At 68.9% G+C, this 24042-nt stretch carries 20 protein-coding genes; 16 read left to right on the top strand and 4 right to left on the bottom strand.

Translation table 11 applies throughout. The annotated features are described in order from the left end of the window. Position 1: 1 nt before the first annotated feature. Positions 2-850 (bottom strand): LLM class F420-dependent oxidoreductase, encoded by an 849-nt coding sequence (locus AWC02_RS12645; RefSeq protein WP_085129096.1) that lies wholly within the window; start codon positions 848-850, stop codon positions 2-4. Positions 851-1006: 156 nt separating this feature from the next. On the opposite strand from AWC02_RS12645, the gene AWC02_RS12640 reads away from it, so the two are divergent. From AWC02_RS12640 to purH, 5 genes are all read left to right on the top strand, one after another. After that, complete coding sequence (locus AWC02_RS12640; RefSeq protein ID WP_085129095.1) at positions 1007-1909, top strand: DUF5336 domain-containing protein; 903 nt, start codon at positions 1007-1009, stop codon at positions 1907-1909. Between the two features lie 45 nt (positions 1910-1954). Further along, entirely contained in the window at positions 1955-3418 is a 1464-nt protein-coding gene (locus AWC02_RS12635; protein WP_085129133.1) for a cell division protein PerM, read from the top strand. An 86-nt stretch (positions 3419-3504) separates the two neighbouring features. Next, entirely contained in the window at positions 3505-3975 is a 471-nt protein-coding gene (locus tag AWC02_RS12630) for a hypothetical protein (RefSeq protein ID WP_085129094.1), read from the top strand. Between the two features lie 109 nt (positions 3976-4084). Then, positions 4085-4711 carry a phosphoribosylglycinamide formyltransferase gene (gene purN / locus AWC02_RS12625; protein WP_085129093.1) on the top strand — a complete coding sequence of 209 codons (627 nt, stop codon included), beginning with the start codon at positions 4085-4087 and terminating at the stop codon, positions 4709-4711. Further along, positions 4708-6273 (top strand): bifunctional phosphoribosylaminoimidazolecarboxamide formyltransferase/IMP cyclohydrolase, encoded by a 1566-nt coding sequence (gene purH / locus AWC02_RS12620; protein WP_085129092.1) that lies wholly within the window; start codon positions 4708-4710, stop codon positions 6271-6273. The genes purN and purH overlap by 4 nt, the downstream gene beginning before the upstream one ends. 6 nt (positions 6274-6279) lie before the next feature. Here purH and AWC02_RS12615 read toward each other — a convergent pair whose 3' ends face one another. After that, positions 6280-7647, bottom strand: coding sequence for a 13E12 repeat family protein (locus AWC02_RS12615; RefSeq protein ID WP_085129091.1), 1368 nt, complete (start codon positions 7645-7647; stop codon positions 6280-6282). A 154-nt stretch (positions 7648-7801) separates the two neighbouring features. On the opposite strand from AWC02_RS12615, the gene AWC02_RS12610 reads away from it, so the two are divergent. Both AWC02_RS12610 and AWC02_RS12605 read left to right on the top strand, forming a co-directional pair. Continuing rightward, complete coding sequence (locus tag AWC02_RS12610; protein WP_085129090.1) at positions 7802-9577, top strand: N-acyl-D-amino-acid deacylase family protein; 1776 nt, start codon at positions 7802-7804, stop codon at positions 9575-9577. 3 nt (positions 9578-9580) lie between these two features. Then, positions 9581-10168 carry a TetR/AcrR family transcriptional regulator gene (locus AWC02_RS12605; protein ID WP_085129089.1) on the top strand — a complete coding sequence of 196 codons (588 nt, stop codon included), beginning with the start codon at positions 9581-9583 and terminating at the stop codon, positions 10166-10168. Positions 10169-10178: 10 nt separating this feature from the next. On the opposite strand, the gene AWC02_RS12600 is transcribed toward AWC02_RS12605, so the two are convergent. After that, positions 10179-11210 (bottom strand): alpha/beta hydrolase, encoded by a 1032-nt coding sequence (locus tag AWC02_RS12600; protein ID WP_085129088.1) that lies wholly within the window; start codon positions 11208-11210, stop codon positions 10179-10181. 91 nt (positions 11211-11301) lie between these two features. Between AWC02_RS12600 and AWC02_RS12595 the strand changes: the two genes are divergently transcribed. Next, the gene (locus AWC02_RS12595) at positions 11302-12690 is read left to right on the top strand and encodes a sigma 54-interacting transcriptional regulator (protein ID WP_085129132.1); all 1389 of its coding nucleotides are present in this window, start codon (positions 11302-11304) and stop codon (positions 12688-12690) included. Next, positions 12683-14692, top strand: a complete 2010-nt coding sequence (locus AWC02_RS12590; protein WP_085129087.1) for a vWA domain-containing protein — start codon at positions 12683-12685, stop codon at positions 14690-14692. The genes AWC02_RS12595 and AWC02_RS12590 overlap by 8 nt, the downstream gene beginning before the upstream one ends. 28 nt (positions 14693-14720) lie before the next feature. Here AWC02_RS12590 and AWC02_RS22895 read toward each other — a convergent pair whose 3' ends face one another. Further along, positions 14721-16079 carry a PPE family protein, SVP subgroup gene (locus AWC02_RS22895; RefSeq protein WP_085129086.1) on the bottom strand — a complete coding sequence of 453 codons (1359 nt, stop codon included), beginning with the start codon at positions 16077-16079 and terminating at the stop codon, positions 14721-14723. 328 nt (positions 16080-16407) lie between these two features. On the opposite strand from AWC02_RS22895, the gene AWC02_RS12580 reads away from it, so the two are divergent. The 7 genes from AWC02_RS12580 to AWC02_RS12550 all read left to right on the top strand — a co-directional run bounded on the left by AWC02_RS12580 (position 16408) and on the right by AWC02_RS12550 (position 24040). Then, on the top strand, positions 16408-17427 hold the full coding sequence (locus tag AWC02_RS12580) for a HAMP domain-containing sensor histidine kinase (RefSeq protein WP_085129131.1): 1020 nt from the start codon (positions 16408-16410) through the stop codon (positions 17425-17427). Then, entirely contained in the window at positions 17424-18095 is a 672-nt protein-coding gene (locus AWC02_RS12575) for a response regulator (RefSeq protein ID WP_234808909.1), read from the top strand. The genes AWC02_RS12580 and AWC02_RS12575 overlap by 4 nt, the downstream gene beginning before the upstream one ends. A 222-nt stretch (positions 18096-18317) precedes the next feature. After that, a complete protein-coding gene (locus AWC02_RS12570; RefSeq protein ID WP_085129084.1) occupies positions 18318-21212 on the top strand; it encodes a Na+/H+ antiporter subunit A in 2895 nt (964 codons plus the stop codon). Next, positions 21209-21658, top strand: a complete 450-nt coding sequence (locus tag AWC02_RS12565) for a Na(+)/H(+) antiporter subunit C (RefSeq protein ID WP_085129083.1) — start codon at positions 21209-21211, stop codon at positions 21656-21658. Before AWC02_RS12570 ends, AWC02_RS12565 begins: the two co-directional genes overlap by 4 nt. A gap of 17 nt (positions 21659-21675) precedes the next feature. Further along, positions 21676-23253 (top strand): Na+/H+ antiporter subunit D, encoded by a 1578-nt coding sequence (locus tag AWC02_RS12560; protein ID WP_085129082.1) that lies wholly within the window; start codon positions 21676-21678, stop codon positions 23251-23253. Further along, on the top strand, positions 23250-23777 hold the full coding sequence (locus AWC02_RS12555) for a Na+/H+ antiporter subunit E (protein WP_085129081.1): 528 nt from the start codon (positions 23250-23252) through the stop codon (positions 23775-23777). The genes AWC02_RS12560 and AWC02_RS12555 overlap by 4 nt, the downstream gene beginning before the upstream one ends. Beyond that, complete coding sequence (locus AWC02_RS12550; RefSeq protein ID WP_085129080.1) at positions 23774-24040, top strand: monovalent cation/H+ antiporter complex subunit F; 267 nt, start codon at positions 23774-23776, stop codon at positions 24038-24040. The genes AWC02_RS12555 and AWC02_RS12550 overlap by 4 nt, the downstream gene beginning before the upstream one ends. Positions 24041-24042: the final 2 nt, after the last annotated feature.

Below are 24042 nucleotides of genomic sequence, written 5' to 3'. Positions count from 1 at the left end.
GTCAGCTGCTGAGCCCCAGCTTTGCGGCCAGCCGTTCGACGTAGGCCGCCACCTCCGACTCGGACTTGTCCGGCAAACCGAACAGTGTTTCGGTGACACCCAACTCGGCCCAGTGCGCCAACTTCTCGGGCACCGGCTTGAAGTCCAGCGCCACGATCTGCGGCGCTCCGTCACGGCCGGCCGCAGCCCAGGTGTCCTGCAGAAGCTTCACGGGCGCGTCGATGTCGAAGTCACGCGGCGTGGTGATCCAGCCGTCGGCGCTGCGGGCAATCCACTTGAAATTCTTCTCCGTTCCGGCGGCACCCACGAGCACCGGAATGTGCGATTGCACCGGCTTGGGCCAGGCCCAGCTCGGGCCGAAGTTCACGAATTCGCCCTCATAGGACGCCTCCTCCTGCGTCCACAAGGCCCGCATGGCCTCCAGATACTCGCGCAGCATGGTGCGCCGCCGCCCGGGCGGCACGCCATGATCGGCCAATTCATCGGTGTTCCAGCCGAATCCGACACCGAGACTGACCCGGCCTCCGGACAGGTGATCCAGCGTGGCGATGGATTTCGCCAGCGTGATCGGATCATGCTCGACCGGCAGCGCCACCGCGGTAGACAGCCGGACTCGCGACGTCACCGCGCTCGCGGCGCCCAGGCTGACCCACGGGTCCAAGGTGCGCATGTAGCGGTCATCGGGCAGCGACTCGTCCCCGGTGGTCGGGTGAGCGGCTTGCCGCTTCACCGGAATGTGCGTGTGCTCCGGCACATAGAAGGTGGTGAAGCCGTGATCGTCGGCGAGTTTGGCGGCCGCCGCCGGGTCGATTCCGCGGTCACTGGTGAACAGCACGAGCCCGTAATCCATATCCGTGATTAGAACGTGTTCCTGTTTCCCGGGCAATGGGGGGGTCGGTATCGCACGGCGTTGAGCCACCGGGAAAACCCCCAAGTGCGCTAGCGTGGATGGTCGAAGCGCGCCGCACCGCCCAGAAGCGTCCTGCCCACAAGCACAGGAGAGGTCATGACCTACTCGCCCGGGACTCCCGGATTCCAGCCTTCTCAACCGTCGGGCCCCTCTGGGCCGGCGACCCCGTCGTTTGCCAAGACGGGCGAGCAGGAGAGCAGATTGCCGCAGTATCTCCAGATCGCGGTGGTGGTGTTGGGGCTGGGTGTCTACCTGGCGAACTTCGGGCCGATCGTGACCATCACCGACGTCGACTACCCGCTGGTGCTCAGCGATGCCGGCAACACGGTGCCCCTGGCTGTGCTGGCCGCGCTGCTGGCCGGAGTGGCTCTGCTGCCCAAGGCGAAGAACTTCACCGCGGTGGTGGCCGTGGTCGCGGCGTTGGGCGCCCTGCTGGCCATCTCGACCATCGCCGAGGCCAGCGGCAGCTACACCATCGGCTGGGGGCTGTGGCTGATCCTGGTCTTCAGCGTCCTGCAGGCCACCGCCGCGACGGGCGTGTTGCTGCTGGAAGCCGGTGTGGTGACCGCGCCGACACCGCGCCCCAAGTACGACCCCTACGCCCAGTACGGGCTGCCGCCGGGCGGTAGCTACTACGGCCAGCCGGGCCAGCAGGGCTACGGCCATCAGGGCCATCAGGGTCCCCAGAGCCAGCAGGCGCCGCAGCAGTCCGGCTACCCGTCCTACGGCGGCGGCTACCCGTCGGGGCCCGGCAGCGGCGGCTTCGGCGCGCAGCAGGCGCCGTCGTCGGGTCCGTTCAACTCCGGCGGCCAGCAGTCCGCGCAGCACGGGCCGCCCACCCCGCCAACCGGATTCCCGTCCTACAACTCGCCTTCGACCGGCGGTTCGGCGAGCTCCTCCACCGGCGGCCAGAGCGCATCCGGTTCGGGTCAGAGTTCGACGGGCGGCCAGCAGTCGCAGGGCGGCGGCTCCGCCTCGTCGGGGCCGTCGCAGCCCTAGTCCGCTCCCGCGCGCCGAGTTGATCGTGCTCGTAGCGTGACATCGGTGATCGGCGGCAAACCCGGCTCCAACCCGACGCGCGACCTGTTGCGGGTCGCCTTCGGCCCGTCGGTCGTGGCGTTGACGGTCATCGCAGCGGTGACGCTGCTGCAGTTGCTGATCGCCAACAGCGACATGACCGGGGCGTCGGGCGCCATCGCGAGCATGTGGCTGGGCGTGCACCAGGTGCCGATCTCCATCGGCGGCCGTGAACTGGGCGTCCTGCCGCTGATGCCGGTGCTGTTGATGGTGGCCGGAACCGCGCGCACCACGGCGCAGGCGACGGCCCCGGGCGCGTCATGGTTCGTCACCCGCTGGATCGTGGCCTCGGCGCTGGGGGGCCCGCTGCTGATCGCGGCTGTGTCGCTGGCGATTATCCACGACGCGGCGTCGGTCATCACCGAACTGCAGACCCCGAACGCGTTGGACGCCTTCGCCCACGTGCTCGTTGTGCACGCGATCGGCGCGGCGCTCGGTGTGGGAACTCGGCTGGGCCGGCGAGCGCTGGTGGAGTTGCGTCTCCCGGATTGGCTGGCGGACTCGGTGCGGGCCGCGGTGGCCGGCATGCTGGCACTGTTCGGCCTGGCCGGGGTGGTGACGGTGCTCTCGCTGATCTGGCACTGGGGCACCATGGACGAGCTCTACGCGATCACCGATTCCCTGTTCGGTCAGCTCAGCCTGACTCTGTTGGCGGTGCTGTACGTGCCCAACGTTCTGGTCGGCGCGACCGCGATGGCGGTCGGCTCCAGCGCGCACATCGGGCCCGCGATGTTCAGCGCTTTCACGGTGCTGGGTGGCGACATTCCGGCGCTGCCCATCCTGGCCGCAGCGCCCACGCCTCCCCTGGGGCCGGCGTGGGTGGCGCTGCTCATCATCGGGGCCGCCTCGGGGGTGGCCGTCGGGCAGCAGTGCGCCCGCCGGCCGCTGCCGCTGGGCCCGGCGCTGGCCAAGGTGGCTGCGGCGGCCCTCATCGCGGCGGTGGTGATGGCGCTGCTCGGCTTTGCCGGTGGGGGACCGCTGGGCAACTTCGGTGACGTCGGAGTGGATCAGCTGACCTTCGGGCCGGCGGTGTTCGGATGGTTCGCCGGGATCGGCGCGCTGACGGTGGTGATGATCGGGGGCGTCCGGGCCGACGCGGTGGTGGCGCCGCAGCGAGTGCTGCCGCCGGCCCCGGTGCGCCCCGCCGGCTCGGTCGCCGAACCGGGCGGCCCAGTCGCCGAACCGGCTCCGGCGCCGCCTGCCGAGGACCCCGGCCCGCCCGGGGAGCTCTTCGAACCCGAGGAGATGTTCGACGCCGATTTTGAACCGGAGTTCGCACCGGAGCAGGTGGCGCAGGACGTCGAGGTGAATTGGCCGCCGGCCCCGGAGCCGTCGCGCAGGGTCCAGGCCCATGCGCCGACGGAACCGCCCGGGCCGCTGGAAGACCCGGAAGACCTCATGTTCACCGACGACGACGGATACGATCGCTAAAAAGAGGACTTCGGTCCCTTATATATGGGGCCGCGGGCTGATCGGATGGATGGAGCCGCCCGTCCCGCCACCATCCAGGGGTCGACATGACCGACGTCGTCAGTACGCAGCCCGCCGAGGCGAACCTCTCGCGCAGCACCGGGCGGCCCAGCCTGCGCATGCTGGCCGGTGCCCGGGCGGAGATGCTGGCCGGGCTGATTGTGCCGCCGAGTCATGAGCCGGTGCTCGACGTCGTCGCGCTGATCTGGGTGGACGGGGTCGAGACCGGGTTGACGATGATCGAGCCGCCGGCAGGGAACTTCGGCCTGACCGATGACCTGGCGGAGGCCCTCTACGACGAGCTGGCGGGCGCGGGGTTCTGCAGCGGATACGCCGAGTTCCCGGAGCTGGACGACCCCGACTTTGAGGAACTGGCATACCGCCGGGTCAGCAAGCTCGCCAAGGCCGTCCAGCCGATCGGCCATCCCGAGGTGACCTGGGACCTGGCCGAGATCTGGACGGACGGTGTGGCAGCCGCACTGCGGGTCGCCCGCCGGCGGGTGCAGCACCGGCCCTGACGGCAGGGATCGGGGTCCGGGCTGGCCGGAACGCGCCGGTCCGCGTCGCCGCCGCGGTGCGGGGCCGCGTCGTCAGCGCAGGGCGGCGCAACCATTAGGCTCAGTCACCGTGCAACCGATCCATGTGGCTCCCAGCGTCCCCGCCCGGCTGGTGGTGCTGGCGTCGGGCACCGGGTCGCTACTCGAGTCGTTGCTGGCCGCGGCGGTGGCCGACTATCCCGCGCGGGTGGTCGCCGTCGGCACCGACCGGGACTGCCGGGCGGTGGAGATCGCCGAGGCAGCCGGCCTGCCGGTGTTCACCGTGCGGATGGGTGACTATCCGAACCGGGCGGCATGGGACCTGGCCCTGACGGAGGCCACCGCGGCGCACAGCCCCGATCTGGTGGTGTCGGCCGGATTCATGAAGATCCTCGGGTCGCACTTCCTGTCCCGGTTTCTGGGGCGCACCGTCAACACCCACCCGGCGCTGCTACCGGCGTTCCCGGGTGCGCACGCCGTGCCCGACGCGCTGGCCTACGGGGTCAAGGTCACCGGCTGCACCGTGCATCTGGTGGACGCCGGAACCGACACCGGGCCGGTGCTGGCCCAGGAGCCTGTCGCCGTGCTCGACGGCGACGACGAAGACACCCTGCATGAACGCATCAAGACAGTGGAGCGCAAGCTCCTGGTGGACGTGCTGGCCGCCTTGGCGACCGGTGGCGTGACATGGAACGGACGAAAGGCAACCCTAGGATGACCGACGGCAAGCGACCGATTCGTCGGGCGTTGATCAGCGTCTACGACAAGACTGGACTGGTCGAGCTGGCCGCCGGCCTGCACGCCGCCGGCGTGGATATCGTCTCCACCGGATCGACAGCCAAGTCGATTGCGGCCAAGGGTATTCCGGTAACACCGGTCGAGCAGGTGACCGGTTTCCCGGAGGTGCTCGACGGTCGAGTCAAGACGCTGCACCCGCGCGTGCACGCCGGACTGCTCGCCGACCTGCGTAAGCCCGAGCACGCCGCGGCGCTCGACGAGCTGGAGATCGAGGCGTTCGAGCTGGTGGTGGTCAACCTCTACCCCTTCAGCGAGACGGTCGCGTCCGGGGCCGGTGAAGACGACTGCGTCGAGCAGATCGACATCGGAGGTCCCTCGATGATCCGGGCGGCGGCCAAGAACCACCCGAGCGTGGCCGTGGTCGTCGAGCCGCTGGGTTACGACGGGGTGCTGGCCGCGGTCAAGGCCGGCGGATTCACCTTGGAGCAGCGCAAGCGATTGGCGGCATTGGCGTTTCGACACACCGCCGAATACGACGTCGCGGTCGCCGGCTGGATGACCTCGACGCTGGCGCCCGAGGAGCCGCAGCAGGACCTGCCGGAATGGTTCGGGCGCACCTACCGCCGCTCCGCGCAGCTGCGCTACGGCGAGAACCCGCACCAGCAGGCCGCTCTCTACTGTGACGGCGGCGCCTGGCCGGGCCTGGCCCAGGCGGAGCAGCTGCACGGAAAAGAGATGTCCTACAACAACTTCACCGATGCAGACGCGGCGTGGCGGGCCGCGTTCGATCACGAAGAGACGTGCGTGGCCATCATCAAACACGCCAATCCGTGCGGTATCGCGGTCTCGGCGATCTCGGTTGCCGACGCGCACCGCAAGGCCCACGAGTGCGACCCGTTGAGCGCGTTCGGCGGGGTGATCGCGGCCAACACCACGGTCAGCGTGGAGATGGCCGAGTACGTCAGCACCATCTTCACCGAGGTCATCGTCGCGCCGGCATACGAGCCGGGTGCCGTCGAAATCCTGGCCCGCAAGAAGAACATTCGGGTGCTGTTGGCCTCCGAACCGCTGCGCGGCGGCGTCGAATGGCGCCAGATCAGCGGCGGGATGCTGATGCAGAGCCGCGACAGCCTCGACGCCGCCGGCGACAACCCGGTGAACTGGACGCTGGCCACCGGATCGCCCGCCGACCCGGCCACGCTGGCCGACCTGGTCTTCGCCTGGCGGGCCTGCCGTGCGGTCAAGTCCAACGCGATCGTCGTCGCGGGTGACGGAGCCACCATCGGCGTGGGCATGGGACAGGTCAACCGGGTCGACGCGGCCCGGCTGGCCGTGGAGCGCGGCGGTGACCGGGTGGCCGGTGCGGTCGCGGCCTCCGATGCGTTCTTCCCGTTCCCCGACGGGCTGCAGACCCTGACCGCGGCCGGGGTCAAGGCGATTGTGCATCCGGGCGGTTCGGTGCGCGACGACGAGGTGACCGCGGCGGCCGCCGAGGCAGGCATCACCCTGTATCTGACCGGCGCGCGGCACTTCGCCCACTAGGTTCAGCTAGGGTCCGTCATCTCCGGAGCTGTTGTCGCTCAGTAATTTTTCTGGGTGATGGTAGCTGTTGGTGCGGGGTTGGCCGCGGTCTAAGTGTGGTGGCGGCAGGGTCAGGGTGGTGCCGTCGTGGCGCTTGCGGGTTTTCCAGCCGCCGGTGGTGATGAGCTCGTGATGCGGGCCGTAGCGCAGGCTCAGCTCATCGATGTGGGTGCGTTCGGTGCGGGCGTAGTTGTCGTCGTGGTGAACTTCGCAGAGGTAGCTGGGCACGGTGCAGTGGGGGTGACTGCAGCCGCGTTCTTTGGCGTAGAGCACGATCCGCTGTCCCGGCGAGGCCAGGCGTTTGGTGTGGAACAACGCCACTTCTTTGGCGCGGTCGAAGATGCGCAAGTAATGGTGTGCGTGGCCGGCCAAGCGCAGCACGTCGCGGATGGGCAGCCAGGTTCCGCCGCCGGTGTGGGCCTTTCCGGTGCCGGATTCCAGCTCAGCGAGGGCGGCGGACACGATGATCGTGGCCGGCAATCCGTTGTGCTGGCCCAGGCTTCCGGACGCCAGCAGGGCCCGACCCATGGCGGTCAGGGCGTCATGGTTGCGCTGGGCGGCGGTGCGTTGGTCGGTATCGATCGCGGCCTGCGAAGGCGTGCCGCCGGTGCACGGGGTTGGGTCGTCGGGGTTGCACATGCCGGGGGCGGCCCACCGGGCCAGCACCGCATCCCAGGTGGCGCGTGCCTCGGGATCCAGATAACCCTTGATCGGGGTCATGCCGTCGCGGCCTTGGGGGCCCAGGGTAATGCCGCGGCGTTTGGCGCGTTCGTCGTCGGAGAAGTTGCCGTCCGGGTGCAGGTGATCGGCGAGGCGTTGGGCGAGTTTGGCCAGTTCGTCGGGCCGGCATCCGGTGGCCAGTTCGGTGAGGTGTTGTTCGGCTTGGGTGAGGGTGCCAGGGTCGATGGCGTCGGGTAGGTAGTGGAAGAAGGAGCGGATCACCGCGATGTGGGTCGCCCCGATCTGGCCGGCGCGTTGGGCGGCTGACACCGCGGGCAGCACCGGCTCCAGCGGTTCGCCGGTGAGGGAGCGGCGGGCACCGAGCTCGGCGGCTTCGGTGATGCGGCGCCCGGCCTCACCCCGGGTGATGCGCAGTTCGTCGGCGAGCACCCAGCGGGGCTTGCCCCCGAGTTCGGTGGGGTCGGTGACGGCGACCCGGTTGACCATCGGATGCTCCACTGCCGGCAGCCGCCGCCGCAGCGCCTCGCAGCGCCGCAGCAATGCCAGGCATTCCCGCGGGCTCAGCGCCTCGAGGTCCAGATCCAGCGCCCGGTCCAGGTCGGCCGAAAGTGCGTCGAAAACCGCGACGGCATCTTCCCGGCTAATCGAACGCATGTTCTAACTCTACGGCGTCCGTGGTGCCTTGGCGCCGGTAGAACGCGGATCTGTGGATCAAATCCGAATTGGGGATAACTGCCCGAGCGGCAACCCTTGACAGAAAGATTGTAGGCGCTCACTATCTATCTCAACTTCGAAGTGGGGAGACGTCGTGGCCTATGACGTGATCATTCGTAACGGACTGTGGTTCGACGGGCTGGGCAACGTCCCCCAGGTCCGCACCCTGGGTATTCGCGACGGTGTCGTCGCCGACATCGTCGCGGGGGAGCTGGACGAGAGCGGCTGCCCGGAGGTGATCGACGCGGCCGGCAAGTGGGTGGTGCCGGGCTTCATCGACGTGCACACCCACTACGACGCCGAAGTGCTGCTGGATCCCGGCCTGCGGGAATCGGTGCGGCACGGCGTCACCACGGTACTGCTGGGCAATTGCTCGCTGTCGACGGTCTACGCCGAAGCCGAGGACGCCGCCGACCTTTTCAGCCGGGTGGAGGCGGTGCCACACAAATTCGTGCTGGACGCGCTGCAGGCCAAGAAGACCTGGTCGACGCCCGCCGAGTACGTTCGCGCCCTCGAGGAGTTACCGCTGGGGCCCAATATCGGCTCCATGCTAGGACATTCGGATCTGCGGACCGCAGTGCTCGGCTTGGACCGCGCCACCACCGAGGGCGTGGTGCCCACCGACGCCGAACTGGAGCAGATGGCCGCGCTGCTCGACGAGGGTCTCAAGGCCGGCCTGTTGGGCATGTCCGGGATGGATTCACCCATCGACAAGCTCGACGGCGACCGGTTCCGGTCACGGGCACTGCCGTCGACTTTCGCCACTTGGCGCGAGCGGCGCCGGCTGATCAAGGTGCTGCGCAAGCGCGGCCGGATGCTGCAGAGCGCCCCCGACGTTCGTAACCCGTTGACCGCGTTGAACTTCTTCGTGTCCAGCAGTGGGTTCTTCGGCCGTCGCCGGGGCGTACGGATGAGTCTGCTGGTCTCCGCCGACGCCAAGTCGTCGCCGGGTGCGGCGCGGGTCTTAGGTTCCGGAGCCCGGCTGCTCAACGCGGTGCTCGGATCCAGCGTGCGGTTCCAGCACCTCCCGGTGCCGTTCGAGTTGTATTCCGACGGTATCGATCTGCCGGTGTTCGAGGAGTTCGGCGCCGGAACCGCGGCGCTTCACCTGCGTGATCAGTTGGAGCGCAACGAGTTGCTGGCCGACACCGAGTACCGTCGCCGATTCCGCAAGGCGTTCGACCGCAAGAAACTGGGACCGAGCCTGTGGCACCGCGACTTCCACGACGCGGTGATCGTCGAGTGCCCCGACGCGAGCCTGATCGGCAAGAGCTTCGGCCAGATCGCCGACGAGCGGGGGTTGCACCCGCTGGATGCCTTCCTCGACGTTCTGGTGGACAACGGTGAGCGCAATGTCCGCTGGACCACCATCGTCGCCAACCACCGGCCCAAGCAACTGGACAAGTTGGCCAATGAGCCGACGATCCACATGGGGTTCTCCGACGCCGGGGCGCACCTGCGCAACATGGCCTTCTACAACTTCGCGCTGCGCCTGCTCAAGCGCGTCCGCGACGCCGAGGCGGCCGGGCGGCCGTTCATGAGCGTCCAACGGGCGGTGTACCGGCTGACCTCCGAGGTCGCCGACTGGTTCGGGTTCGCCGCCGGCACACTGCGTCAAGGCGACCGCGCGGACTTCGTGGTGATCGACCCGGCCGGTCTGACCGACGCCGTCGACGCTTACAACGAGGAGAAGGTGCCGTTCTACGGCGACCTGAGCCGGATGGTCAACCGCAACGACGACGCGGTGGTCGCGACCGGCGTGGGTGGCACCGTCGTGTTCCGCAACGGGCAGTTCTGCGACGGCTACGGCACAACGGTGAAGTCTGGCCACTTTCTGCGCGCCGGATCCCCGCAGCTGCAGTCGGTCTAGCGCATGGCACGAACCCAGCAGGAGCGCCGCGAAGCCACTGTCGCCGGCTTACTCGATGCCAGCATCGCCACCATCGCCGAGATCGGCTACGCCCGAGCGTCGGCCAAGGTGATCGCTGCGCGGGCCGGGGTGTCCGACGGGGCGCTGTTTCGGCATTTCGGCACCATGGGTGACTTCATGGCGGCCACCGCGCAGGAGGTACTGCGGCGTCAGCTCGAGCAGTTCGACAAGCAGGTGGCGCAGATCTCGGCGGAGGTGCCCGCACTGGAAGCGGTGCTGGCGGTGCTGCGGGACCTGACCGCGAACTCCACCAACGCGGTGCTCTACGAACTGCTGATCGCCGCGCGCACCGACGACAAGCTGCGCGTGGTGCTGCGCGACGTGCTGGCCGAGTACGGCGACAAGATTTGTGACACCGCCAGGGCGCTGCCCGCCGCCGACGCGTTTCCGCCGGAGGTCTTCCCGAACGTGGTTGCCCTGCTGACCAATACGTTCGACGGGGCGGCGATCGTCGGCGCGGTACTGCCGCAGCCGGAGATCGACGCCAACCGCATTCCGCTGCTGCTCACCCTGTTGGGAGGCGAGGCCTAGAAACCGCCGGTCAGGCGCTTTCGGGGTCGGCCCACCTCGACCCGGGCTGCGCGCAGTCGGTGACGTAGCCGACGAAGTCGGCGATCTCTTCGACCGCCCGGCGAGCGTCGGGGTTGACGTCGAAGCTGAGCTGGAACATGTGCAACGCGCGATCCCAGATCTGAACCCAGTTCGGCACACCGGCGGCGGTGAGTTTGTCGGCCAGCACAAAGGTGTCGTTGCGCAGCATCTCGTCGTTGCCGACCTGCAGCAGGAACGGTCCCAGTCCGCGCAGCTCGGCCTCGGGCGGCATCACCGGCAGCTCGCGGGTGCCGTTCACGGTGGCGAACACCCGGTAGATGAACATGAATGCCATGAACGGGAAGAACGGGTCGCGGTGGGTGCGCGCGGCCTGGCGCTTGATCTCCATGTCCGCCGAGGTCAGCGGTGACATCAGCACCTGACCGGCGGGCGCGGGGAGCCCGGCGTCGCGGGCGGCGAGCGCGGTGTTGACCGCCATCAGTCCGCCCGCCGAATCCCCGGCCACCACAATGCGATCCGCGGTGAATCCAGCCTCCAGCACGTGCCGGTAGGCGCACAGCCCGTCGGCGACGGCCTCGTCGATGCCGGCCAGCGGCGCCAGCCGGTAGCCGACGTTGAACACCTTCGCGCCGGTGGCTTCGGAGAGCTTGCTGGCGAAGCGGCGGTGCGAGTTGAGGCCGAGGGTCACCAGCGCCGAACCGTGGAAGTACACGATCGCCCGGTCCGAGTCGCGGGCGCCGGGGGCCACCACCCACTCCGCCGGGCAGTCGGTCAGCCGCAGCGGTGTCACCTCGGTTCCGGGCAGGGCGCGGATGTAGCGCAGCGGCTGGTCGATGAGGTCCAGCCGGGCCCGTTGCAATGCGGCCGGCCAGAACCGGTTGACGACCAGACCGATCAGCGTCAGCGCTGCGATCGAGGTGCGCAAAAGGATTGCGGCGGCCACCGCCAGTACGCGGGCCTGCCAGGAAGCCGGACCGAAATACGTCTGAGCCGGTCGTTCACGCCAATCCGGTAGGTTCACAGAACCGATGGTACCGGGTACTTGATTCGGCGATAAGCCGGGAGGTCGTGACGGACCTTCGCGCCCGTCGTAGCGTGGAGTGGTGACCGCGCTGAATGTCCCGCACGATCTGCCCAAAACTGTCGGCGAGCTGCGTGCCGCCGGCCATCGTCAGCGGGGGGTGAAACAGGAGATCGCCGAGAACCTGCTGGCGCGCCTCGGCGCCGGGGACGACGCCGCGGCCATCTGGCCCGGAATCTTCGGCTTCGACGAGACCGTGCTGCCGCAGCTGGAGCGTGCGTTGATCGCCGGTCATGACATCGTCCTGCTCGGTGAGCGCGGGCAGGGCAAGACCCGGCTGCTGCGTGCCCTGACCGGATTGCTCGACGAGTGGACGCCGGTGATCGCCGGAGCCGAACTCGGTGAGCATCCGTATTCGCCGATCACGCCGGAGTCGATCCGGCGGGCCGCGGAGCTCGGTGACGACCTGCCGGTTGCCTGGCGGCACCGCAACGAGCGTTACACCGAGAAACTGGCCACCCCCGACACCAGCGTCGCCGATCTGGTCGGCGACATCGACCCCATCAAGGTGGCCGAGGGCCGCAGCCTGGGCGACCCCGAGACCATCGCCTACGGGCTGATCCCGCGGGCCCACCGCGGGGTAGTGGCCGTCAACGAGCTGCCCGACCTTGCCGAGCGCATCCAGGTGGCGATGCTCAACGTCATGGAGGAGCGCGACATCCAGGTGCGGGGCTACACACTGCGGCTGCCGCTGGACGTCCTGGTGGTCGCCAGCGCCAACCCGGAGGACTACACCAACCGCGGCCGCATCATCACGCCGCTCAAGGACCGCTTCGGCGCGGAGATCCGCACGCACTATCCGCTGGAACTCGACGCCGAAGTCGGCGTGATCGCCCAGGAGGCGCACCTGAGCGCCCAGGTGCCCGACTACCTGCTGGCGGTGCTGGCCCGCTTTGCGCGCTACCTGCGTGAGTCCCGCTCGGTGGACCAGCGTTCCGGCGTCTCAGCGCGTTTCGCGATCGCCGCCGCGGAGACGGTCGCCGCCTCGGCGCGGCATCGCGGCGCGGTGCTGGGCGAGACCGAACCGGTGGCCCGGGTGGTCGACCTGAGCACCATCATCGACGTGCTGCGCGGAAAGCTGGAGTTCGAATCCGGCGAAGAGGGCCGCGAACAGGCGGTGCTGGAGCACCTGCTGCGCCGGGCGACCGCCGATACCGCATCGCGGGTGCTGGGCGGGATCGACGTGGGGCCCCTGGTGGCGGCGGTCGAGAACACCGCGGTGACCACCGGCGAACGGATCTCGGCCAAGGCAGTGCTGGCGGCGCTGCCGGATCTGCCGGTGATCGACGCCGTCGCGCAGCGCCTGGGAGCCGAATCCGACGGCGAACGCGCCGCGGCACTCGAATTGGCTTTGGAAGCACTCTATTTGGCCAAGCGCATCGACAAAACGTCTGACGAGGGCGAAACCGTCTATGGCTAAAGGCCATCCCTTTCGGGCTTCACGGTATTCGGCCTACAGCGGTGGGCCGGATCCGCTTGCGCCTCCGGTAGATCTGGCCGAGGCGCTGGAGGAGATCGGCCGTGACGTCATGGAGGGGACGTCGCCACGGCGAGCGCTGCAGGAGCTCCTGCGCCGGGGCACCAAGAACTTGACCGGGGCTGACCGGCTTGCCGCCGAGGCACAACGGCGTCGCCGGGAACTGTTGCGCCGCAACAATTTGGATGGCACCTTGGCCGAGGTCAAGAAGTTGCTCGACGAAGCGGTGCTGGCCGAGCGCAAGGAGCTGGCCCGCGCGCTCGACGACGATGCCCGCTTCGGCGAGATGCAGCTGGAGGCGTTGTCGCCGTCACCGGCCAAAGCGGTGCAGGAACTGGCGGACTACAACTGGCGCAGCAGTCAGGCCCGGGAGTCCTACGAGAAGATCATGGACCTGCTGGGCCGCGAGATGCTCGACCAGCGTTTCGCCGGCATGAAACAGGCGCTCGAAGGCGCGACCGATGCCGATCGGCAACGGGTCACCGACATGCTCGACGATCTCAACGACCTGTTGGACAAGCATTCGCGCGGCGAAGACACCCCGCAGGACTTCCAGCAGTTCATGGATAAACACGGCGAGTTCTTTCCGGAGAACCCCCGCAACGTCGAGGAGTTGCTGGATTCGCTGGCCAAGCGTGCGGCGGCGGCACAGCGCTTCCGCAACAGCCTCAGTGAGCAGCAGCGCGCCGAGCTGGATGCGTTGGCCGAGCAGGCCTTCGGCTCCCCGGCGCTGCAGCAGGCGCTCGGACGTCTGGACGCACACCTGCAGGCGGCCCGGCCCGGCGAGGACTGGGCCGGCTCGGCGGAGTTCTCCGGCAACGACCCGCTCGGCATGGGGGAGGGCGCCCAGGCGCTGGCCGACATCGCCGAACTCGAACAGCTGGCCGAGCAGCTGTCCCAGGCATATCCCGGTGCGAGCATGGAGGACGTCGACCTCGACGCACTGGCCCGCCAGCTCGGCGACCAGGCCGCGGTCGACGCGCGAACCCTCGCCGAGCTGGAACGCGCCCTGCTCAATCAGGGATTCCTCGACCGCAGCTCCGACGGGCAGTGGCGACTGTCGCCCAAAGCGATGCGCCGGCTCGGCGAGACCGCGCTCCGCGATGTGGCCCGCCAGCTTTCCGGGCGCCGGGGCGAACGCGACCACCGCCGGGCCGGGGCGGCCGGTGAGCTGACCGGTGCGACCCGGCCCTGGCAGTTCGGCGACACCGAGCCGTGGAACGTCACCCGGACCCTGACCAACTCGGTGCTTCGGCAGGTCGCCCAACCGCCGCCGCACAGGTCCGGCGGTTCGGCCGGGGGTCGGTTGTCGATCAGCGTGGAAGACGTCGAAGTCTCCGAGACCGAGACCCGCACCCAGTCGGCTGTGGCGCTGCTGGTGGACACGTCGTTCTCGATGGTGATGGACAACCGCTGGCTGCCGATGAAGCGCACCGCGCTGGCGCTGAACCACCTGATCAGCACCCGGTTCCGGTCAGATGCGTTGCAGATCATCGCATTCGGTCGCTACGCACGCACCGTGACCGCAGCCGAGCTGACCGGTCTGGAGGGCGTCTACGAGCAGGGCACCAACCTGCACCACGCGCTGGCGCTGGCCAGCCGGCATCTGCGCCGGCACCCCAACGCCCAGCCGGTGGTGCTGGTGGTCACCGACGGGGAACCGACGGCGCACCTGGAGGACTACGACGGACGCGGCACGGCCGGTCCCGCGGTGTTCTTCGACTACCCGCCGCACCCACGAACCATCGCCCACACCGTCCGGGGCTTCGACGACGTCGCCCGGCTCGGTGCGCAGGTGACGATCTTCCGGCTGGGCGACGACCCCGGCCTGGCCCGCTTCATCGATCAGGTGGCGCGGCGGGTCGAGGGCCGGGTGGTGGTGCCCGAGCTCGGGGGACTGGGTGCAGCGGTGGTCGGCGACTACCTCAGGTCCCGGCGCCGATAGCGCGCGGCCGGCCGGTGGCCGGGCCCGGTCACCGGCTCAGCAGCCGGCGCTTCTGTTCGGCGAACTCCTCACCGGACAGGTAACCGGCGTCGTGCAGTTCGCCCAGTTCACGGATCCCGGCCGCCAGTTCGGCCACCGAGGCCAGCGGGGTGTGCGACGGACTCGCCGGCTGGGCCGCCGAATCCGAGGACGGCGCGCCCGCCCGTGCGGCGGCGGGTTCCGCGGGCGGTTTGGCCGAATCCCCGCGGCGCTGGTTCATCGCGCCGGCCAACGCACTGCCGCCCATGCCGGCCAGAGCCATCTGCCCGAATGCCGCTCCCAGACCGGCCGGCGAGGCCGCCGATGCGGCGCTGCTCAGCGGTGTCGAGAAGCTGGCGTGGCGGATCTCCGGCGCCATCTCGGCCCAGCTGATCGGCACCGAGAGCGCGCCAAGGGGGAAACCCTCGCCAATGGCCGACACCACCGGAACGTGGGGAACGCGCAGGTTGTCGATCGAGGGCAGTTCGCCGTGCGCGCCCAGCTGGTCCAGGGCTTCCAATATGGTTCGTTGGCCAGCACGGAGGATGTCCTGGGTGTCGAAGATCTCGCGCGAGTCCTGCTCGGAGAAGTGCATCGCGGCACCCGACAGCCACACGCCGAGGACCGACATGGGAAGAGCGATCCCCAGGGCGGTCTCGTCGGCGATGACACTGAGCCACTGGAAGATTTCCGGGGGACTCTCCCCAAGCAGTCCGGCCAGAGCGGGCAGCGGCGTCTGGGACTCCGCCGGACCGGCCGCCGGCAGGGCGGACGCCAGCCGGGCGCCCAACGTCTGTGCCATGTTGGCCGCGGAACTTCCGTTCTGGCTCAGCGGCCCCGCGGGGTTGGCGGTCTGCGGCGGCGGGGCGAACGGCTCCAGTTCTCGGGCGGACTGCGACAGCGCGGCGTAGCTGTACATCGCGGTGGCGTCTTGGGCCCACATCTCGGCGTACTGGGCTTCGGTGGCCGCGATGGCCGCGGCATTCTGGCCCAGCACATTGGTGGCCAGCAATGTCATCAACTGCGCACGATTGGCCGCGACCGCCGACGGGGGCACCGTCAAGGCGAACGCCGCCTCGTAGGCCGCCACCGCCGCCTTGGCCTGCATCGCCACTTGCTCGGCCTGACCGCCGGTGGTGTTCAACCAGGCCGTGAAGGGTGTGGCCGAGGCCACCATGGCGGTGGCCGAGGGACCCCACCAGGCCGCGCTGGTCAACTCGGCGATCACCGATTCGTAGGCGGCGGCCGCCGCATGCAGTTCGGCGGCCAGCCCGCTCCAGGCCGTCGCGGCGGCAAGCATCGGCCCCGCGCCGGGACCGGTGTACATCAGGCCGGAGTTGACCTCCGGAGGCAATGCCGCGAAATTCATTGGCTAGGCACGCCGGTTGCGGCGTTCGTAAGCGCGGCGGAGCCGGGCGCTGCGGGACGCCGCGCTCGGGTACAGCGGTCCATGGCAGTCGAATCCCTCCGGTCGCGGGTCGTTGGCGGTGTGACGATCGATCTAACCCGCCGGGCGCTTCGCCAGTACGCTCGACACTCCGGGGTGGCAAACGTCTCGACAATGCGGCCAAGACCGGCGCACTGGGCTTTCCTCCATTGTCCGTTCGAGCCGACGCCTCGCCATGGTGTTTGACTCCCATTCGGGGGCTGCGGCAACCCGTATGGACAACGTGGGCCGGGCAGAACAGGGTGGTGATATGGGCCGTTGGACGGGGCTCGTCGACCGGTTCGGGCGACGAGCGAGTGCGCCGCCCGCGCGGGGACTGTTTCGTCGGGTCGTTGCGATCAACGGTCTGGTCTTCACGTTCGGCACCCTGGTACTGGCGATGTCGCCGGCCACGGTGTCGGGGCCCGCGCAACTGGCCGAGATCCCCGTCCTGGTGGTCGGGCTGGCCGTCGTGGTCGGGGCCAACGCGCTGCTCTTGCGATCCAGCCTGGCCCCGCTGGATCGGCTGGCCGCGTCGATGCGGCGGGTCGACCTGCTGCGGCGCACCGACCGGGTCGACGACCCTGGGGCCGGCGATCTACATGACCTGATGGCATCGTTCAACGCGATGCTGGACCGGCTGGAGACCGAACGCGCTGCCTCGAGTGCCCTGGTGCTGGCCGCGCAGGAGAACGAGCGCCAACGAATCGCCAGGGAGCTGCACGATGAGATCGGCCAAACGTTGACGGTGGCTCTGCTCACCCTCAAACGGGCCGTCGATGCCGCGCCCAGCGGGATACGCGCCGACCTCGCCGAGGCTCAGGAGACGGTGCGCGCCAGCCTCGACGAGGTGCGCGGTATTGCCCGCCGGCTGCGCCCGGACGCACTGGAAGACCTCGGCCTGCTCAGCGCTTTGCAGGCGCTGTTCAACCAATTCACCCAGGCGACCGGGATCGATGTGGTCAAAGACATCGCCCCCCAGTCGCAACGGTTGGACCCCAACGTGGAGTTGGTGTGCTACCGCATAGTGCAGGAGAGCGTGACCAACGTCGCCCGGCATGCCGGCGCCCACAAGGTCTGGCTGGACCTGAACGTCGACCCCGCCGGGCAGCTGACGCTGCGGATCCGTGACGACGGCGTCGGGGGGGTGAGCGCCGAAGGCGCCGGCATCACCGGCATGCGCGAGCGTGCCCTGCTGGTGCACGGCACCCTGACCATCACCTCCCCGCCCGGCCAGGGCACCGAGATCCAGCTGGTGGCGCCCGCGGCACCGGGGGCGGCGCCGTCATGATGCCGACCCAGCCGACAACCCAGGCGGCGCGCATCCTGCTCGCCGATGACCACGCCCTGGTCCGTAGCGGGCTGCGGATGATCCTCGACGCCGAGCCAGATCTGTCCGTCGTCGCCGAGGCCGCCGATGGTGCCGAGGCGCTGGCAGCGCTCCAGGAAACGCCCGTCGACCTGGCCATTCTGGACATCGCCATGCCGAGGATGACGGGATTGCAGGCCGCCCGGGAGATCAACCGCAACTTTCCCCACGTGCGGATGCTGATGCTGTCGATGCACGACAACGAGCAGTATTTCTTCGAGGCGCTCAAGGCCGGCGCCTCGGGCTACGTGCTGAAGTCGGTCGCCGACCGCGACCTGCTCGAGGCCTGCCGGGCGACCATACGCGGTGAGCCGTTTCTGTACGCCGGTGCGGTGACAGCGCTGATCCGGGACTATCTGCACCGGGCGCGGCACGGCACCACCTTGCCGGAGACGATTCTGACGCCGCGCGAGGAGGAAGTGCTCAAGCTCATCGCCGAGGGCCTCTCGGCGCGTGAGATCGCCAAGACCCTGGGTATCAGCGCGAAGACCGTCGACCGCCACCGCACCAACACGCTGCAGAAATTGGGCCTGCGTGACCGCCTGGCGCTGACCCGGTACGCCATCAGGACCGGGCTGATCGAACCGTAACCACCGCCCCCAGATGCCCATGAGGGTTCGGCCCCCGGCCGAATGGGGGTTGCGTTCCATGGCGCGGTATCGCTGCGGCTCACAGACTGAATTGAAAGAGTTGTGGCGAGAGACTACGGAGCCGTGCCGAAACGCGTCCGGGTTATCCTCTAGCCGTTACCTGGATGTAACTGAACGCGTAACTGAACGCATCGACTTAAACGAAACGGCACGTGGAGCGTGATGCTGGCGATATTGCTTGCCCATATTGTTGGCACGGCTGTGGCCCCGGCGATGGTACGTCGATGGGGACGAGCGGCTTTCTATCCGCTGGGCGCGATCCCGCTGGTCTCGCTGGGCTGGGTGGTGGCGAACTGGCCGAGCGGTCCGGCCGTCGACCACCGCGCCACCGTGTCCTGGGTGCCCGGGCTGTCGATGGACATCGCGCTGCGGTTCGACGCCCTGAGCGCGATCATGTGCGTGCTGGCGTTGGGGATCGGCGCGCTGATCCTGTTCTACTGTGCCGCCTACTTCCGGCCGGTCGGGTCGCACACCGACGATCCGCGGCTGCCGAGCTTCGCCGCGAAGATGGTCGGCTTCGCCGGAGCGATGTTCGGCCTGATGGTCGCCGACAACGCGCTGGTCCTCTATGTGTTCTGGGAAATGACCACGGTGCTGTCATTTCTGCTCGTCGGTCACTACGCCGAACGCGCCGTCAACCGCCGTGCCGCCACCCAGGCATTGCTGGTGACCACGGCGGGCGGTCTGGCGATGCTGGTCGGAATCATCTGCCTGGGCAACGCCGCGGGCACCTACCTGCTCTCGGAGCTGGTGGCCCACCCGCCGACCGGAACCGCGGTGACCGCGGGTGTCCTGCTGATCCTGGTCGGCGCGCTCAGCAAATCCGCGATTGTGCCGCTGCACTTCTGGCTGCCCGGGGCCATGGCGGCACCGACACCGGTCAGTGCCTATCTGCATGCCGCGGCCATGGTCAAGGCCGGGATCTACTTGGTGGCGCGGCTGGCGCCCGGGTACGCCGAATCGCCCGGCTGGCGGCCGACGCTGGTGATCCTGGGCCTGTCCACCGCCTTGCTGGCCGGTTGGCGGGCGATCCGCGAATACGACCTGAAGCTGCTGCTGGCCTACAGCACCGTCAGCCAGCTGGGCCTGATGATCGTGCTGGTCGGGGTCGGCACCGGTGACTTCATGCTCGCCGGGCTGACCGCCATGTGTGCGCATGCGGCGGCCAAGGCGACGCTGTTCATGGTGGTCGGGATCATCGACCATTCCACCGGCACCCGCGACCTGCGCGAACTGGCCGGGCTGGGCCGCCGGTGTCCGGGACTGTTCCTGATCGCCGCCGCGGCCGCCGCGAGCATGGCCGGAGTGCCGCCGTTCGTGGGCTTCGTCGCCAAGGAGACGATTTTCGGCGCCGAGGCACAGTCGCCGGTCCTGGGTTGGGCCGGTCCGTACGTGCTGGCCGCCGGGGTGGTCGCCTCGATGTTCACCGTGATCTACAGCGTGCGGTTCGTGTGGGGAGGATTCGCCCGCAAGGGCCAGCTCACGCCGAGTGCCGCGGTGGCCGACCTGCACCGGCCGGGCGTGGCCTTCCTGGCCCCGCCGGCGCTGCTGGCCGCCGCCAGCCTGGCCATGGGGCTGGGCGCCCTGACCCTCGACACGGTGCTGAGCACCTACGCCGACACCATGCCGGGCGGAACGGGCTACCACTTGGCGCTGTGGCACGGCGTGGGACTTCCGGTGGTGCTCTCGGCGCTGGTGCTGGTGGCGGGAACCAGTGTTTTCGCCGCCCGCGATCTGCTGGGGCTGTCCCGGTTGCGCCGGCTGCCGGTGGGCAAGGCCGACCGGATCTACGACGAGGCTCTGCGGCTTCTCGACGTGGCGGCCGTGCGGCTGACCCGTATCACCCAGCGCGGCTCCCTGCCGCTGAACCAGGGCGTGATCTTCACGACGCTGGTGGTGCTTCCGCTCAGCGCCTTGGCGTTGGGGGCGCGTGATCATGTCGACGTACGACTCTGGGACACGCCGCTGCAACTGATGGTGGCGGTACTGGTGGTCGCCGGCGGCATCGGTGCGACGATGACGCGCAACCGGCTGTCCACGGTCCTGATGGTCGGGGTGACCGGCTACGGTTGCGCCGCGGCCTTCGCCTTCCACGGCGCGCCGGACCTGGCGTTGACTCAACTGCTGGTCGAGACAGTCACTTTGGTGATCTTCGTGCTGGTGCTGCGCACCCTGCCCGCGGAGGCGGAACGGCCGACCATGGCGCTGAACCGGCTGCCGCGGATCTTGGTGGCCGTGGCGTCCGGATTCGCGGTCGCCGTGCTGGGGGCGTTCGCGATGGCGGCACGCACCACCGACGGCGTTGCCGAGGCATTGCCCCAGGCTGCCTACGTCCGCGGCCACGGGGCCAACACCGTCAACGTCCTGCTGGTCGACGTGCGGGCCTGGGACACCCTCGGGGAGATCTCGGTGCTGCTGGTCGCAGCGACCGGTGTCGCTTCCATGGTGTTCCGCAACCGCCGGTTCGGCCGTGCCCCACGGATCACCGACGCCGGCACCGCGCAGCGGTCCCCGGGGGTGGCCACCCCCTACAGTCCGGCGATCGGCTCGACCACGTGGCTGCGGGGCAGCGCATATCACGACCCGAACCAGCGTTCGCTGGTGCTGGAGGTGGCGACCCGGATGATCTTCCCGCTGATCATGGTGGTCTCGGTGTACTTCCTGTTCGCCGGACACAACTATCCCGGCGGCGGCTTCGCCGGCGGGCTGGCCGCCGGGCTGGGGTTGGCGCTGCGCTACCTCGCCGGGGGGCAGTACGAGCTCGGCGAGACCCTGCCGGTGGACTCCAGCAAGATCCTGGGAGTCGGGCTGGCCCTGGTCGGCGGCACCGCGCTGGGCTCGTTGTTCCTGGGGGCCCCGGCGCTGTCTTCGGCGGTGCTGAGCTTCACGCTGCCGGTGTTGGGCCACGTCGATGTGGTGACATCGCTGTTCTTCGACCTGGGCGTGTACCTGGTGGTGGTCGGCATGGTGCTCGACGTGCTGCGCAGCCTGGGCGTGCGACTGGACCAGGAACTGGAGTCCCAGCACTCGACTCGACCACTGGCGGGGGTGTCATGATCGCGCATCTGGTGCCGCTGCTGATGGCGGCCGGCTTGACCTCCTGCGGCGTCTACATGCTGCTGGAACGCAGCTTGACCCGGATGCTGTTGGGCCTGATGATGATCGGCAATGCCATCAATCTGCTGATCATCGATGTCGGCGGTCCCGACGGCAACCCGCCGATTTTTTGGGCCAACTCCGGCAAAGAAACGGACGCCGACCCGCTGGCGCAGGCCATGGTGTTGACCTCCATCGTGATCACCATGGGAGTGGGCGCTTTCGTACTTGCGCTGACCTACCGCTCGTTCAACCTGACGACCACCGACGATGTCGGCGATGACGAAGAGGCGATGCGGGTTTTGCAGCTTTCGGACGAAGAGGTGATCGCCGCCGAGCCCGACCAGGGCGTTCCGGTCTCGGCCGGTGACCTCGATGCCGTGCCGGAAAGTGAGGAACTCCGGTGAGTCTCGCCGCCGTTTTGATGCCGATGCCGGTGCTGCTGCCCACGCTGGGCGCCGCGGTGACCCTGATCGTCGGCCGGCGTCCGCGCCTGCAGCGGCCGATCACCATCGCCGTGTTGTGTGCGGTGACCGCGGTCAGCGCGGCGCTGCTGTATCTGACCGACCGGGACGGGACCCTGGTGCTGCACGTCGGCGGCTGGGGTCCCACCGAGCAGGGCCTGGGGCCGTTGGGGATCAGCCTCGTCGTCGACCGGCTGTCGGCGCTGATGCTGGTGGTGTCCGCGATCGTGCTGCTGGCGGTCATGGTCTACGCCATCGGGCAGGGGGTGCGCGACGGCGACGACCGCCAGCCGGTGTCGATCTTCCTGCCCACCTACCTGACCCTGGCCACCGGTGTGTCGCTGGCCTTTCTGGCCGGTGACCTGTTCAACCTGTTCGTCGGGTTCGAGATGCTGCTGTCGGCGAGCTTCGTGCTCCTGACCATCGGCGCCAGCGCCGAACGGATCCGGGCCGGCATCGGTTATGTGATGGTCTCGATGGCCTCGTCGATGGTGTTCCTGTTCGGTATCGCGCTGGTGTATGCGGCCACCGGCACGCTGAACCTCGCCGAGCTGGCGACGCGCACCGGAGCACTGCCCGGCGGCACCCGAAGCGCGGTGTTCGCGGTGCTGCTGGTGGCGTTCGGGATCAAGGCGGCCGTGTTCCCGCTGTCGGCCTGGCTCCCGGACGCCTACCCCACGGCGCCGGCACCGATCACCGCGGTGTTCGCCGGGATTCTGACCAAAGTCGGTGTCTACGCGATCATCCGGGCGCACTCCCTGCTGTTTCCCGATGGCGGCCTGGACTCGGTGCTGCTGGTCGCGGGCCTGTTGACCATGCTGGTCGGCATATTCGGTGCCATCGCGCAGAGCGACATCAAGCGGGTACTGTCCTTCACGCTGGTCAGCCACATCGGTTTCATGGTGTTCGGCATCGCGTTGTCCAGCGAGCTGGGCATGGCCGGCGCCATCTTCTACGTGATGCACCACATCATCGTGATGACCACGCTGTTCCTGGCGGCCGGACTGATCGAACGTCAGGGCGGCGCGTCGTCTCTGCACCGGCTGGGCGGCTTGATCGCCAACCCGTTGCTGGCTCTCGTGTTCCTGATCCCCGCCTTCAACCTCGGTGGTATCCCGCCCTTTTCGGGCTTCATCGGCAAAACGGCGGTGTTGCAGGCCGGTGTCGGCGACGGATCGGTGCTGGCCTGGTGCCTGGTTGGCGGCGCGGTGGTGACCAGTCTGCTGACGCTGTATGTGCTGGCGCGGATCTGGACCAAGGCGTTCTGGCGCCGGCGGGTCGACGCCCCCGAGGGTGCCCTGGCGCTGGCCGCCCCGCCGGTGCTGCTCGACGATGTCGATGACGTGGCCTACGCCGACCGAGACGACGTCGGACGGATGCCGACGTGGATGGTGGTCCCGACGCTGGCGCTGATCGCACTGGGTCTGTCGCTGAGCGTGCTGGCCGGACCCGTCTTCGCCTACACGCAGCGGGCCGCAGCGGAGGTCCTCGACCGGGGCGAGTACATCTCCGCCGTGCTGTCGGTGGGTGCACCATGAGGGCCGTCGCGCTCCGGCTGTTCTCGGTGTCTGCGCTGGCCACGGTGTGGGTGCTGCTGTGGGGCCGCGTGACCATCCCCAACATCGTCATGGGTGTCGTGGTTGCGGTCGCGATCATGGTGTTGCTGCCGGTCCCGCCGGTCCCGGTGCGGGGGCGGGTGCATCCGGTGCCGCTGCTGAAGTTGCTTGGACTGTTCTGCTGGTATCTGGTGACGTCCAGCGTTCAGCTGATGTGGCTGGCGGTCAAACCCGGCCCCCCACCGAAGATGGGCGTGCTGCGGGTGCAGCTGAGCATCAAATCCGACCTGGTGCTGGTGCTCGCCTCGGCGATCACCACGCTGCTGCCCGGCTCGGTCGTGCTGGAGATCGACCAGGTGCGCCGCATCCTGTATTGCCATGTGATCGATGTCGGATCGGCGCAGGCGGTCGAACGTTTCCATCACCAGGCCGCGCAGGTGGAGCGTCTGCTGATCGCCGCCTTCGAACGCGACGACGAGTGGCTGTCCGCGGAGGAAAGCGCATGAATGTCATCTGGGGTACGGCAGGTGTGCTGTTGGGTATTGCCGCGGTCATCACCATGTGCCGACTGCTGCTCGGTCCCACCACCCTGGACCGGCTGGTGGCGCTGGACACGTTGGCGGCGATGACGATGTGCGGTATCGGCATCTGGGCCGCGGTCAGCCGGGACACCACCGTGACCTACAGCCTGGCGGCCCTGGCGCTCGTCGGCTTCATCGGCTCGGTGAGCGTGGCCCGTTTCCGGGTGCCCGACGACGGCCCGAAGTGAGG

The sequence above is a fragment of the Mycolicibacter engbaekii genome, from assembly GCF_002101585.1.
Taxonomy (GTDB): Bacteria; Actinomycetota; Actinomycetes; order Mycobacteriales; family Mycobacteriaceae; genus Mycobacterium; species Mycobacterium engbaekii.
Note: the sequence above shows the minus strand (reverse complement) of the source record. Positions and strands in the feature narration are given on the sequence as shown.